This is a genomic window from Paenisporosarcina sp. (genome assembly GCF_057785155.1).
On the sequence record NZ_JBYNRN010000012.1, the window covers coordinates 395,266 to 410,092 of the forward strand.

At 38.7% G+C, this 14,827-nt stretch carries 13 protein-coding genes; 12 read left to right on the top strand and 1 reads right to left on the bottom strand.

Annotated elements, in window-relative coordinates:
• Nucleotides 1-96 precede the first annotated feature (96 nt).
• From yqiS to AC3EA5_RS05295, 12 genes are all read left to right on the top strand, one after another.
• On the top strand, nt 97-1,002 hold the full coding sequence (gene yqiS / locus AC3EA5_RS05240; RefSeq protein WP_488607356.1) for a phosphate butyryltransferase: 906 nt from the start codon (nt 97-99) through the stop codon (nt 1,000-1,002).
• 25 nt (nt 1,003-1,027) lie between these two features.
• Nucleotides 1,028-2,122 carry a branched-chain amino acid dehydrogenase gene (gene bcd / locus AC3EA5_RS05245; protein ID WP_394187817.1) on the top strand — a complete coding sequence of 365 codons (1,095 nt, stop codon included), beginning with the start codon at nt 1,028-1,030 and terminating at the stop codon, nt 2,120-2,122.
• A 24-nt stretch (nt 2,123-2,146) separates the two neighbouring features.
• Complete coding sequence (gene buk / locus AC3EA5_RS05250) at nt 2,147-3,235, top strand: butyrate kinase (protein ID WP_488607357.1); 1,089 nt, start codon at nt 2,147-2,149, stop codon at nt 3,233-3,235.
• 15 nt (nt 3,236-3,250) lie between these two features.
• Nucleotides 3,251-4,681: a dihydrolipoyl dehydrogenase gene (gene lpdA / locus AC3EA5_RS05255; RefSeq protein WP_488607358.1), complete on the top strand. Its 1,431-nt coding sequence runs from the start codon at nt 3,251-3,253 to the stop codon at nt 4,679-4,681.
• A 30-nt stretch (nt 4,682-4,711) separates the two neighbouring features.
• A complete protein-coding gene (locus tag AC3EA5_RS05260) occupies nt 4,712-5,722 on the top strand; it encodes a thiamine pyrophosphate-dependent dehydrogenase E1 component subunit alpha (protein ID WP_488607359.1) in 1,011 nt (336 codons plus the stop codon).
• Nucleotides 5,722-6,705, top strand: a complete 984-nt coding sequence (locus tag AC3EA5_RS05265; RefSeq protein WP_394187824.1) for an alpha-ketoacid dehydrogenase subunit beta — start codon at nt 5,722-5,724, stop codon at nt 6,703-6,705. The genes AC3EA5_RS05260 and AC3EA5_RS05265 overlap by 1 nt, the downstream gene beginning before the upstream one ends.
• Nucleotides 6,706-6,725: 20 nt before the next feature.
• Nucleotides 6,726-8,033, top strand: coding sequence for a dihydrolipoamide acetyltransferase family protein (locus AC3EA5_RS05270; protein WP_488607360.1), 1,308 nt, complete (start codon nt 6,726-6,728; stop codon nt 8,031-8,033).
• Between the two features lie 233 nt (nt 8,034-8,266).
• Complete coding sequence (locus AC3EA5_RS05275; RefSeq protein ID WP_488607361.1) at nt 8,267-9,907, top strand: methylmalonyl-CoA mutase family protein; 1,641 nt, start codon at nt 8,267-8,269, stop codon at nt 9,905-9,907.
• A complete protein-coding gene (gene scpA / locus AC3EA5_RS05280; RefSeq protein ID WP_488607362.1) occupies nt 9,897-12,050 on the top strand; it encodes a methylmalonyl-CoA mutase in 2,154 nt (717 codons plus the stop codon). The genes AC3EA5_RS05275 and scpA overlap by 11 nt, the downstream gene beginning before the upstream one ends.
• Nucleotides 12,050-13,141, top strand: a complete 1,092-nt coding sequence (meaB, locus tag AC3EA5_RS05285) for a methylmalonyl Co-A mutase-associated GTPase MeaB (RefSeq protein WP_488607363.1) — start codon at nt 12,050-12,052, stop codon at nt 13,139-13,141. Before scpA ends, meaB begins: the two co-directional genes overlap by 1 nt.
• 62 nt (nt 13,142-13,203) lie before the next feature.
• Nucleotides 13,204-13,644: a BrxA/BrxB family bacilliredoxin gene (locus AC3EA5_RS05290; protein ID WP_488607364.1), complete on the top strand. Its 441-nt coding sequence runs from the start codon at nt 13,204-13,206 to the stop codon at nt 13,642-13,644.
• Between the two features lie 71 nt (nt 13,645-13,715).
• Complete coding sequence (locus tag AC3EA5_RS05295) at nt 13,716-14,705, top strand: aromatic acid exporter family protein (RefSeq protein ID WP_488607365.1); 990 nt, start codon at nt 13,716-13,718, stop codon at nt 14,703-14,705.
• 24 nt (nt 14,706-14,729) lie between these two features.
• On the opposite strand, the gene prli42 is transcribed toward AC3EA5_RS05295, so the two are convergent.
• Nucleotides 14,730-14,825: a stressosome-associated protein Prli42 gene (gene prli42 / locus AC3EA5_RS05300; protein WP_488607366.1), complete on the bottom strand. Its 96-nt coding sequence runs from the start codon at nt 14,823-14,825 to the stop codon at nt 14,730-14,732.
• Between the last annotated feature and the right edge of the window lie 2 nt (nt 14,826-14,827).

Consider the following 14,827-nt stretch of genomic DNA (forward strand, 5'->3'; position numbering starts at 1 on the left):
TGCAAGAAAAGGCGAAAATGAGTAGAATAAAGCGTTTTCATCGTTGTCTTATAAGGCGATATTATGATTAAATTATGAGTGGTGAGGTGATTACAAATGAAATTAGAAGATTTAATTCGCCAAGCATCTGAGTCTACAGAAAATGTCGTAGCGGTTGCAGCTGCTGCGGATCTTGAAGTTTTAGAAGCTGTAAGTTTGGCAATTGAACTCGAAATGGCTAGTTTCCGTCTTTACGATGACGAACCTAAGCTAAAAGCTTTAATTAACGAACATTACCCGCATTTAGTGAATCATCCGAGGATTTATACGCAGCATGTTAAGGACGCTCAACAAGCTGCTTTAGCTGCAGTGAAGTCAGTTCGTTTGAATGAAGCAAATGTATTAATGAAAGGTCATATTCCAACAGCAGTAATTTTAAAAGCTGTATTGAATCCTGATTTTGGATTACGAACTGGAAAAGTACTTTCTCATGTGGCTGCATTTGAAATTAACGGTTATGATCGTCTGATTTTTGTAACGGATGCGGCAATGAATATTGCTCCGGATTTATCTCAAAAAGCTCAAATTATTCAAAATGCAGTTAAAGTAGCACATGCCGTAGGAGTTAGTAATCCAATCGTGGCACCTTTAGCAGCAGTAGAAACAGTAAATCCAAATATGCAGCCAACCTTAGACGCAGCAGCACTAGTAAGCATGAATATGCGTGGTCAAATAAAAGGCTGTATTATTGATGGACCTTTAGCTTTAGATAATGCTATTTCAGTAGAAGCTGCCCAACACAAAGGCATTTCAGGTGAACATGCTGGACGAGCAGATATTTTGTTAGTCCCATCAATCGAAGCTGGAAATATTTTGTACAAATCACTTGTTTATTTTGCAAAAGCAAAAGTCGGTGCAGTTATTGAAGGTGCAAAAGCTCCAATCGTTTTAACTTCACGTGCAGATAGTGCAGACAGTAAACTGAATTCACTTGCATTAGCTATTTGCTCATCACAAAAATAAACATCTATTATAGGAGGAATTTACAATGGAAATTTTCAAATATATGGAGAAATATGATTACGAACAATTGGTGTTTTGCCAAGATAAGACTTCAGGATTAAAAGCTATTATTGCCATTCATGATACAACATTAGGACCTGCCCTTGGTGGTACTCGTATGTGGAATTACGCAACAGAAGAAGAAGCAATTGAAGATGCACTTCGTCTAGCAAAAGGAATGACATACAAAAATGCAGCTGCTGGCTTAAATCTTGGTGGTGGTAAAACAGTTATTATCGGAGATCCATTAAAAGATAAAAACGAAGAAATGTTCCGTGCTTTCGGTCGTTTTATTCAAGGTCTAAACGGTCGTTACATAACTGCTGAAGATGTTGGTACTACTGTAGCAGATATGGACTTAATTCATGAAGAAACAAATTATGTAACTGGGATTTCTCCAGCATTCGGATCTTCAGGTAATCCATCTCCTGTAACAGCTTATGGTGTATACCGTGGTATGAAAGCCGCTGCAATGGAAGCATTCGGTAGTGATTCTTTAGAAGGCAAACGCGTTGCAGTTCAAGGTGTAGGTAACGTTGCATATAATTTATGCCGTCATTTACATGAAGAAGGTGCAATATTAATTGTTACTGATATTAATCAAGCTTCAGTTGACCGTGTTGTAAATGAATTTGGAGCTACTGCAGTAAACACTGATGAAATTTACTCACAAGACGTTGATATTTTTGCTCCATGTGCATTAGGTGCGATTATTAATGACGAAACGATTCCACAATTAAAAGCTAAAGTAGTTGCTGGTGCAGCTAATAACCAGTTGAAAGAAACGAGACATGGTGATCAATTACATGAACTTGGAATTGTTTATGCTCCAGATTACGTAATTAATTCAGGTGGAGTTATTAACGTAGCAGATGAATTATATGGTTATAACCGCGAGCGCGCGATGAAGCGTGTTGAAACAGTATATGACAGCATTGCAAAAGTAATGGAGATTTCACGTACTGAAGGAATTCCTACTTACTTAGCAGCTGACCGTTTAGCAGAAGAGCGTATTGCTCGTGTGGGTAAATCACGTAGCCAATTCTTACAAAATGGCAAACATATTTTAAGCGGACGTTAATCACGTCTTTTGGGAGGAATCATTGTGCAAGAACATTCATATCGCATTCTTGTTATCAACCCAGGTTCCACTTCTACAAAAATTGGTGTTTTTGAAAACGATGTTTTATTGATGGAGAAAACGATCCGACATTCTTCGGAAGAAATCGGCAAGTTTTCTTCAATCATTGATCAATATGAATTTCGTAAGGAAACCATTTTAGAAGCATTGGATGAAGAAGGAATCAACATTTCGAAGTTATCGGCCGTTTGTGGTAGAGGCGGCCTGCTTCGTCCAATTGAAGGTGGTACTTATGCGGTTAATGAAGAAATGCTTAAAGATTTGAAAAAAGGTTTTTCAGGACAACATGCTTCAAATTTAGGTGGGATTTTAGCATTTGAAATTGCAACAGGTTTAAATATTCCTTCATACATCGTCGATCCAGTCGTTGTGGATGAGTTAAATCCAATAGCCCGCATTTCAGGGTTTTCGTTAATTGAACGAAAATCTATTTTCCATGCACTCAATCAGAAAGCTGTTGCACGACGATATGCTAAACAATGTGGTAAAGCATATGAAGATATGCGATTAATCGTTACTCATATGGGTGGCGGTATCACTGTAGGAGTTCATGAAAATGGACGAGTAGTAGAAGTGAATAATGGCTTGCATGGTGACGGTCCATTTAGTCCAGAACGTGCAGGTACGGTTCCTGCAGGCGATTTAATTGATTTATGTTTTTCGGGTGAATACTATCGCCATGAAATCATGAAGAAATTAGTCGGTCAAGGCGGGTTAGTTAGTTATTTAGGAACCAATGATGCTGTAGCAGTTGAAAAGAGAATTGCTAAGGGTGACCAAGAAGCAGAGCTTGTATATGATGCTATGGCGTATCAAGTAGCTCGAGAAATTGGTTCTGCGAGTGCTGTATTAGAAGGAAAAATCGATGCGATTATCTTAACTGGTGGTTTAGCATATGGGAAAGATTTTGTCGAAGCTATTTCGAAACGAGTGAATTGGATTGCTGATGTGATTGTTCATCCTGGTGAAAATGAATTGCAAGCTTTAACTGAAGGTGCGATTCGTGTTTTAAACGGTGAGGAACAAGCGAAGGTTTATCCGAATTCAAAGTAAAAGGAGGATAAGCATATGGCAAAAAATTATGATGTAGTCATAATTGGTGGAGGAACAGGTGGCTATGTAGCTGCTATTCGTTCTGCACAATTAGGTCTTAAAACAGCAATTGTTGAAAAAGGTAACTTAGGTGGAACATGTCTTCATAAAGGCTGTATCCCAAGTAAAGCATTACTTCGCAGTGCTGAAGTTTACGCAACGACTAAAAACCATGCGGCAGATTTCGGAGTGAATACTGGTGAAGTTTCATTAGATTTTTCACGCGTTCAAGCTCGTAAAGAAAGTATTGTTTCCCAACTTCATCAAGGTGTTCAAGGTTTGATGAAAAAAGGAAAAATTGATGTATTTGAAGGTACTGGCCGTATGTTAGGACCATCTATTTTCTCACCATCTCCAGGTGGTACCATTTCAGTAGAAATGAATAGTGGAGAAGAAAACGAAATGTTAATTCCTAAAAACGTAGTCATCGCAACTGGTTCAAGACCACGATCACTACCAGGTTTAACAATTGATGGAACTCAGGTAATGAGTTCAGACGAAGCATTGATGATGACGGAATTACCTAAATCGATTTTAATTGTCGGTGGAGGGGTTATCGGGATTGAATGGGCTTCGATGTTAAATGATTTCGGCGTTGAAGTTACGGTAATTGAATACGCTGATCGCATTATCCCAACTGAAGATGCTGACATTTCTAAGGAAATGCAAAAATTATTAACTAAAAAAGGCATTAAATTTGCGACAAGTGCTAAGGTTTTAGCTGATTCTTTAGAAACAACAAAGGATTCTGTCACAATATCAGCTGAATTAAAAGGTGAAACGACAGCGTTTACTGCAGAGAAAATGTTAGTTTCTGTTGGACGTCAAGCGAATGTTGAGGGTATTGGTATTGAAAATACGGATATTATTGTTGAAAACGGCTTTATTCAAGTTAAAGATACTTTCCAAACAAAAGAGTCTCATATATATGCGATTGGAGATGTAATTGGCGGATTGCAGTTAGCTCATGTAGCTTCTCATGAAGGAATTACAGCTGTTGAGCATATTTCAGGACAAAAAACGCATGCCATCGATTATAACTTAGTATCTCGTTGTATTTATTCAAATCCAGAAGCTGCAAGTGTAGGAATTACTGAACAACAAGCTAAAGAAAAAGGCTTTGATGTTAAAGTAGGTAAGTTTTCGTTTAAAGCCATTGGGAAAGCATTGGTTTACGGTGAGTCTGACGGATTTGTTAAAATCATCGCTGATAAAAAAACGAACGATATCCTAGGTGTTCATATGATTGGACCACATGTTACGGATATGATTTCTGAAGCAGGACTTGCAATGTTACTTGATGCAACACCTTGGGAAATTGCTTCTACTATTCACCCTCACCCAACACTTTCAGAAGTTATGGGCGAAGCGGCACTAGCAGTTGAAGGTAAAGCGATTCATATGTAATTTCTGATATTCAAAAAGGGGGATGTACAAATGGCAACTAATCGTCATGAAGAATTAGGGTTATCAAATGATGACGTACTTAAAATTTTTGAAACAATGCTAATGGCTCGTCGTGTTGATGAGCGTATGTGGTTATTGAACCGTGCTGGTAAAATTCCTTTCGTTATTTCTTGTCAAGGACAAGAAGCGACTCAAGTTGGAGCTGCTTTCGCACTAGATAACACGAAAGATTATATCGCTCCTTATTACCGTGATATGGGTGTAGTTTTACACTTCGGTATGACAGCTCGCGATTTGATGCTTTCAGCGTTTGCTAAAGCGGAAGATCCAAACTCGGGTGGACGTCAAATGCCTGGCCACTTTGGACAAAAGAAAAATCGTATTTTAACAGGTTCTTCACCTGTAACTACTCAACTTCCTCATGCTGTGGGTGTTGCATTAGCAGGTAAAATAAAACAAAAAGATTTCGTTACTTTCGTGACATTAGGTGAAGGTTCATCTAACCAAGGTGATTTCCATGAAGGATTAAACTTTGCCGGTGTTCATAAATTACCTTGTATAACTATGGTTGAAAACAATAAATATGCAATTTCAGTTCCTTACGACAGACAAGTAGCTGCTAAAAACGTTTCAGATCGTGCAATTGGTTATGGAATGCCTGGTTTCACCGTTGATGGAACAGATCCTTTAGAAGTTTATAAAGTGGTAAAAGAAGCTGCTGACCGTGCCCGTAACGGGGAAGGTCCAACTCTTATCGAAGCCATTTCACATCGATTAACAGCTCACTCTTCTGATGATGATCAACGTCAATATCGCACAGCTGAAGATCTTGCTGAAGGGCAAGCGGCTGATCCAATTGGTAAGTTCGCTGCTTATTTAACAGAATTGAACATCCTTACTGAAGAAATTGAAAAAGAGTTAAATGATCGCATTATGAAAGAAGTAAATGAAGCAACGGATTATGCAGAGAACGCGCCATACGCTGCACCAGAAGATGCTTTAAAATACGTCTATGCTGAAAAAGACGGGGGGAACGCATAATGGCAGTTATGTCTTATATTGACGCAATTACACTCGCAATGAAAGAAGAGATGGAACGTGATGAAAACGTCTTTGTACTTGGTGAAGACGTAGGACGTAAAGGTGGCGTATTCAAAGCTACTCAAGGTTTATACGATCAATTTGGAGAAGATCGCGTAATGGATACTCCATTAGCAGAATCTGCAATCGCAGGTGTCGGAATTGGTGCTGCAATGTACGGTATGCGTCCAATTGCAGAAATGCAATTTGCTGATTTTATCATGCCAGCCGTTAACCAAATCATTTCTGAAGCTTCTCGAATTCGTTACCGTTCAAATAATGACTGGTCTTGTCCAATCGTTTTCCGTGCACCTTTTGGTGGGGGAATTCACGGTGCACTTTACCATTCACAATCTGTTGAAGCGATCTTTGCAAACCAACCTGGTTTGAAAATCGTGATTCCTTCCACACCTTACGATGCAAAAGGCTTACTAAAAGCTGCTATTCGTGATGATGATCCAGTTATGTTCTTCGAGCACAAACGCGCTTACCGATTAATCAAAGGTGAAGTGCCTGAAGATGATTACACAATCGAAATTGGTAAAGCAGACGTTAAACGTGAAGGTGAAGATATTACCGTAATCACATACGGACTTGCTGTCCACTTTGCACTGCAAGCTGCAGAACGTTTAGAGCAAGACGGAATTTCTGCACATATTCTAGATTTGCGTACAATTTATCCATTAGATAAAGAAGCAATTATTGAAGCTGCTTCAAAAACAGGAAAAGTACTACTTGTCACTGAAGACAATATGGAAGGTAGCATTATGGGTGAAGTAGCAGCAATCATTGCTGAAAACTGCTTGTTTGATTTAGATGCACCGATTAAACGTTTAGCAGGACCTGATGTACCTGCAATGCCATATGCACCGACAATGGAAAAGTTCTTTATGATTAACCCAGATAAAGTTGAAAAAGCAATGCGTGAACTTGCAGAATTTTAACCTGAAAGGAGGAGTTACAATTGGCAATCGAACAAATTAAAATGCCTCAACTCGGTGAATCCGTAACAGAAGGAACAATCGAAAAATGGTTGGTTCAACCGGGTGACAAAGTGAATAAATATGATTCACTTGCAGAAGTGAATACAGATAAAGTTACAGCTGAAATTCCTTCATCATTTACAGGTGTCATCAAAGAACTAATCGCTACAGAAGGCGAAACTTTAGCAGTAGGTGCCGTAGTTTGTACAATCGAAACTGAAGGTGGCGCTTCTACTGAAGAATCAACTCCTGAAGATGCTCCTGCCGAAAAAGAAACAGCCGCTGAAATGCCAGCTGCTGAATCGAAAAAAACGGCAGCTCCTGTTCAACGTGAAAAAGGGTCAAAAGCTCGTTATTCTCCAGCGGTCTTAAAACTTGCTCAAGAAAACGATATCGACTTAACACTTGTAGAAGGTACGGGAAATGAAGGGCGTATTACGCGTAAAGATTTACAAGCAATTATCGAAAGTGGGAACATCCCAACTGCTAAAGCTGAACAAGTTGCTCCTCAAAAAGAAACAGTATCAGCACCATCTCAACCGGCTGCTTCGAAACCAGCTGCAGCAGCAAATGTACCTGTTGCCGAAGGCGATATCGAAATTCCTGTTACAGGTATTCGTAAAGCAATTGCCGCTAATATGTTACGTAGTAAACACGAAGCACCACATGCATGGACAATGATTGAAGTAGATGTTACGAACCTTGTTCAATACCGTGATTCCATCAAAAATGAATTCAAGAAAAAAGAAGGATTTAATGTTACTTACTTTGCATTCTTCGTCAAAGCTGTTTCTCAAGCATTAAAAGAATTCCCAATGATGAATTCAATGTGGGCGGGCGACAAAATCGTACAGAAAAAAGATATTAACATCTCAATCGCTGTAGCAACTGAAGATGCATTGTATGTTCCGGTTATTAAAAACGCAGATGAAAAAACCATTAAAGGTATTGGTCGTGAAGTTAATGAACTTGCAGCTAAAGTACGTGCAGGTAAGTTGAAATCTGATGAAATGCAAGGTGGTACATTTACTGTTAATAACACAGGATCATTTGGTTCTATTCAATCAATGGGTATCATTAATTACCCACAAGCAGCAATTCTTCAAGTGGAATCTATTGTTAAACGTCCAGTTATTATGGCGGGCGGCATGATTGCACCTCGTGATATGGTAAATCTATGTTTATCACTTGATCACCGAGTTCTTGATGGATTAGTTTGTGGACGTTTCCTTGCGCGTGTGAAAGAAATTCTTGAAAACATGACAAAAGAAAACACTTCTGTTTATTAATGAAGAGTTTTAAGTAGACCTCTTGCGGATTGTGAAACCTACTTTTCGTAGAAAGTATGTTTAACATTCGTTAGAGCTTTAACTTGAAACTAAACTTATCAATAAAGTCCGATGCCGAAACTCTCGGTCATCGGGCTTTTTTTGCTTTTATGAAAGCCCTTTCTAAGTTAGACTAGAAGTAAGCAACAGATCTAAAGGAGGGACGCGAAAGCATCCACATGACAATCACAAAAATGAAAACTATAAAATTTCCAAATGCTTCTTACGACGACTGGAAAGTAGAAGCCGTTCACTCACTTAAAGGTCAATCATTCGATAAATTAATCACTCCAACCTTTGAAGGAATCCAACTTCAACCACTATATACAGAAGAACATCTGAATAAGTCATTAAATTACTCTGAAATGATTTCTTCAGTAAAACAAGATTCGAAATGGATGATTGCACAACCGGCCGTTGCAACGTCAGCACATGAATTCTTACAAAAAACTGTCGATCAACTAAGCCGTGGCAATGATATGATTGTTTATTTGGCTTCAACATCATCCTTTGAATGGAGTTCTGAAGAACTAAATCAATTAAAGGACTTAATCAAAAAAAATCCGTTTTATTTTTCCGTTGAAAATGAAAATGATTCAATTTTAGGGGTCTTCTCACTTCTATCCAAGGAAGAGTTACAAGGAGTAACAGGTTATGTAAAAGGGATTTCCATTCCATCCGTAAATATGCTCGTTTCTACGAGTAAAATTCATTATGCGGGTGGGACAGCAATACATGAGTTAACAGGTGCCTTGCTTTCATTTGCAAAAATAGCTGAAAATACACCAGACTTTTCATCTTCTCTGGCTGTTCAATTTTCAGTAGATACGAATTTCTTTATGGAAATTGCAAAATTGAGAGCGTTCCGTGTGTTATGGAAAGCGTTTATCTCCGCATACGGAGTGGATGAGACAAATATTCCATTATTCGCTGATACTTCTTTGCGTTCCTATTCGAAACTCGATGATACGGTGAATTTACTGCGAGCTGGCAATGCTGCTTTTTCAGCAGTGCTTGGCGGTGCAGATGCTTTAATGGTTTATCCTCATGATGTATTAACAGGCAGCACGTTAACATCTGAGCGAATTGCTCGTAATGTTCAATTAGTTATTCGAGAAGAAACGATGATAAGCAAATTCATTGATCCATCTTCGGGATCTTACTATATCGAGTCACTAACGTCTGATTTAGTGCGTGAATCATGGGGGTTGTTTATTAAAATCCAGTCAATGGAAGAAACTTCGCGTGAAAATTATTTAATGGATCTTGTACATGAAGTTCATTCAAAGAGAAAAACGGCTCTTTCAACTCGCAAAGCATCGTTAATCGGGACAAATATGTATGCTAATCCAAGTGATATCGTAAGTCCATCAGTCATGAATGAAGACGTTGATCGACTAGCAGTGCCTTTTGAAAACCTTAGAGAAAAATTCCAAACTAACTCTTTGAAATCCGCGGTTGTCTCATTTGGTTTGTTAAAAGAAGTGAAACCAAGAGCTGATTTCGTTCAAGGATTTTTACAAGCAGGAGGATTGGATCCTTTAATGAGTCCAGTTTTTGAAAAGGTAGAAGATGCATGGCACTGGTTGAAAAAGAATGAGATTGCTTATGCAGTTGTTGCTGCTAAGGATGGTTTAACGAAGGAAATTATGCCATCTTTGCTAGAACTGAAATCTAATGAGATGTTCTTGGATGTTGCAGGTAAATTTGAAGAAGAAACAACTTGGAAAGACCTTGGACTAAATGGCAGTATTTATGCGGGACAAGACATAATTGCTAAAATGCAAGAACTTGTTCATTGGAATGAAGCAGGAGGTCACACAGATGAAACCTGATTTTAAATCGATTCAAATCGAAACTATTCTCTCTAATAACCAATTAAACAAAAATATTGCGGATCCATTTTTAACGAATGAAGGCATTCAAATACAACAAAGATATTCAAAGAATGATATCTCATCACTTGAACATACACAAGATCTGCCAGGGATAGCTCCAAATACAAGAGGGCCATATCCGTCTATGTATGTGTCACGTCCATGGACTGTGCGTCAATACGCTGGATTTTCTACTGCTGAAGAAAGTAACGCATTTTATCGTCGTAACCTTGCCATGGGGCAAAAGGGCTTGTCAGTCGCTTTTGACTTAGCTACACATAGAGGTTATGACTCAGACCATCCCCGTGTGACAGGTGACGTTGGGAAAGCTGGGGTGGCTATTGATTCTATTGAAGATATGAAAATTTTGTTCGATGGCATACCACTGGATCAAATGTCTGTTTCGATGACAATGAACGGAGCCGTTTTACCAATTCTCGCATTCTATATCGTGACTGCTGAAGAACAAGGCGTCTCACCTGAGCAACTTGCTGGAACCATTCAAAATGACATATTAAAAGAATATATGGTAAGAAATACATATATTTATCCACCTGAAATGTCGATGAAAATTATCGCCGATATTTTTGAATATACGTCGAAGTTAATGCCAAAGTTTAACTCCATTTCGATTTCTGGCTATCACATGCAAGAAGCGGGAGCAACAGCCGACATTGAATTAGCCTATACATTAGCTGATGGATTAGAGTATGTACGTACAGGACTTAAAGCTGGAATCGATATTGATTCATTTGCGCCACGATTGTCATTTTTCTGGGCGGTTGGAATGAATTATTTTATGGAAATCGCAAAAATGAGAGCCGCTCGACGTATTTGGGCTCAAATGATGAAAACGTTTGACCCGAAGAATCCAAAATCATTAGCACTGCGTACACATTCACAAACTTCTGGATGGAGTTTGACTGAACAAGACCCATTTAATAATGTCACTCGCACATTAGTCGAAGCAAATGCCGCTGCTATGGGTCATACGCAATCTCTTCATACGAATGCACTTGACGAAGCGATCGCATTACCGACAGATTTCTCTGCACGTATAGCTCGTAATACTCAGCTCTTCTTACAAGAAGAAACGATGATGACGAAGGTTATTGACCCTTGGGGCGGCTCTTATGCAGTTGAAAAACTGACGGATGAGTTAATGCAAAAAGCTTGGGCATTAATCGAGGAAATCGAAGAGCTTGGAGGTATGGCAAAAGCGATTGAGACAGGTTTACCAAAGATGAAGATTGAAGAGGCAGCTGCTAAAAAGCAAGCTCAAATCGATTCAGGTAAAGAAATTATTATTGGCGTTAATAAATTCCGTTTATCAGAAGAAGATCCTATTGAAATATTAAATATTGATAACACCGTGGTTCGTCAAAAACAAATTGACCGCATTGAAAAAATGAAACAAACGCGCAATGAAACAGAAGTAACAGCTGCATTAACTGCTCTAACTTCTGCAGCTCAAACAGGCACTGAAAATTTACTAGAATGTGCAGTTCAAGCAGCTAGAGTTCGAGCAACTCTTGGTGAAATTTCTGATGCCATAGAACTTGTATCAGGTAGACATAAGGCGGTGATTCGTTCAGTGAGTGGAGTTTATAGCTCGAACTTCTCAAATGAAGAAGAAATAAAAGCCGTTAAACATATGACCGATGAGTTTAAAGAAAACGAAGGCAGACGACCTCGAATTATGATCGCCAAAATGGGACAAGATGGACATGACCGAGGGGCAAAAGTAATTGCTACTGCCTTTGCAGACTTAGGCTTTGACGTAGATATGGGACCGTTATTCCAAACTCCTGCCGAAACGGCTCGACAAGCAGTAGAAAATGATGTTCATGTAATTGGTGTGAGTTCGTTAGCAGCTGGCCATATAACACTCGTTCCATCACTTCGTGATGAATTAAGCAAATTGGGTCGAGAAGACATTTTAATTGTCGTCGGTGGAGTTATTCCTGCCCAAGATTATGCTTTCCTTCGAGAAAATGGAGCTTCAGCGATATTTGGACCGGGAACTGTAATACCAGTAGCAGCTGGTAAAGTCATAGAAGAAATTTATAGAAGACTCGGGTATGAGGAAGTGATGGAATAATGGATGGTCAAGAGAACCAACAGAAAAATTCAATGCATGTTATGAGTGGCATTCATTCTACTCATGATGGAATGGGGCAAGCAACACGAAAGCAATTTCGAAAGTCTCAAAAAAATGAGATTTCTGTCGATGATTTTTCACGAGAAATTCGTCAAGGTTCTAGACTCCATTTGGCCAAAGCCATTACTTTACTAGAAAGTACTGTTTCTGCAGATAAACGTGCAGGGCAACGTTTACTTCAAGAGCTATTACCTCACACCGGCAACAGTATTCGTATAGGAATCACGGGAGTACCTGGTGCTGGTAAAAGTACTTTTATTGAAGCATTTGGCAAGTTTTTATGTGATGAAGGCTTTAAAGTGGCGGTGTTAGCGATAGATCCTAGCTCCACTATATCCGGTGGAAGCATATTAGGAGATAAGACGCGGATGGAAGAACTTGTGAGACATGAAAATGCCTTTATTCGTCCATCACCAACTGCTGGAACTTTAGGTGGCGTTCATAAAAAAACACGAGAAACGATGTTGCTATGCGAAGCGGCGGGCTACGATGTGATTTTGATCGAAACCGTTGGCGTCGGTCAGAGTGAAACGATTGTTCGGGGAATGGTTGATTTCTTTTTATTGTTAGTTTTAACCGGTGCTGGTGATGAACTGCAAGGGATGAAAAAAGGAATAATGGAATTGGCGGATTTATTAATCGTTCACAAAGCTGATGGCGACAATGCAAAAATGGCGAAGAAAACAGTCGCTGAGTACCAACAAATTTTGCATTTTTTGCAACCCGCTAGCCCAGGGTGGGCAACAAAAGCAATACCCGCTTCATCAAAAGATTATGTTGGAATTGAAGAAACATGGCAGATTATTTGTTCCTTTAAAAATACACTTATGAAATCAGGTTTCTACACCGAACGAAGGCAGTCGCAAACAAAAGATTGGTTCCATACAATGATTGTCGATCGCTTAATGGATCAATTCTATGAGCAACCTAATACGAAAACAACTGTTAAGAGCTTAGAAGCAGAGATACTAAAAGGCAATACAACCGTCTCACAAGCAATTGAACAACTTTTTCTAGACAATAAATCCTAGTTTTTGCGTGGGTATTCATGAACTGCTATTATTAATACAGAAGTTTGAGAGGAGTTTTAACAATGAATATGGATTTTAATTTATTAATGAACGATATAGTTCGTCAAGCACGTGGTGAAATGGAGGCAAGCGGGTATGAACAATTGACTTCTCCTGAAGAAGTAGAACAAGCGTTCTCTCGTAAAGGTACTTCATTGGTTATGATAAATTCAGTATGTGGTTGTGCTGGGGGAATAGCTCGTCCAGCAGCTGCAAATGCTGTTCATTATGATAAACGTCCCGATCATCTCGTAACAGTTTTCGCAGGGCAAGACAAAGAAGCTACTGCTCAAGCCCGTATGCTATTTGGAGATGAGCACTTGCCGTCATCCCCATCATTCGTTTTATTGAAAGATGGAGCACTTGTTGCTGAGATCGGTCGTCATGAAATTGAAGGTCACGATCCAATGTCCGTAATTACTCATATACAAGCATTATTTGAAGAACATTGTGATGAGCTATAAGATAGAAAACGAGAGCACTGTTATTCAGTGCTCTTTTGCTTACGTTATTTTGAGAAGGGGGTGATGGTGGAATGGATTTACATAAATTTCGTATAGGGTATCGAACGTTGAAAACAGCGGTTGGAGCGAGTATTGCGATGTTAATCGCGATGTATTTAGATTTAGATTACTACAGTTCAGCATTTATTTTGACGGTTTTATGTATTCAACCAACGAAGAGGAAATCTGTTCGTGCGGTATATGCTCGTATTATTTCCAGTGTCATTGGTGTTGGATTTGCTTTCATATTCTTTGAAGGGATATCCTATCATCCACTTGTGTTTGGTCTTATTTTATTGTTATTTATTCCGACATTAGTCTCGTTAAAATTTCAAGATGGTTTTGTATCGAGTGTGGTCATTCTCTTGCATTTATTTGATGCTAAATCGCTATCCTTGTCTTTACTATGGAACGAAACACAATTAATGGCCGTAGGTTTTGGTGTGGCTTTAGTGGTCAATATGTATATGCCAAGTATCGATAAAGATCTAAAAAAATATCGTTTAGATTTAGAAGCACTTTATTCCAAAATATTTCATGAAATTGCACTCTATTTACGTAATGGAGATTCAGACTGGGATGGAAAAGAACTTGTACAAGCAGCAGAAGTCATTGAAAAAGGTAAAGCACTTGCTTACCAAGATGTTGAAAACCATTTAAATCGAAGACAAAATCTCTATTATTTATATTTTGATATGAGAGAACAACAATTTGAAATCATTGAAAGAGTACTTCCAAAAATCACAGCTTTACCAGTCACTATTTCACATTCACATCACGTAGGTGAATTTATTGAGGATTTAGCTAATCATGTTCATTCAGGGAATACAGCGAATACCTTTATTTCCAAACTAGATGATGTGAAAGAAGAGTTCTCGAAAATGCCGCTTCCTAAAGATCATGACAACTTTTTGGCAATGGCTGCTCTTTATCAGTTTATCGAAGAAATGGAACAATATTTACGCATTAAACGAAAATTCGTTGGATTTAAAACGAAAAAAAAGACAGCTTCTAAGGAATAACAATTCCTCGGAAGCTGTTTTTTATTAAAAGAATAAGCTTAGACCAAACAAGGCACTAGATAAAACCATCATGATAATCATTAAATAGACGATGAACTTACGAAAATTTTCATTACGCATAC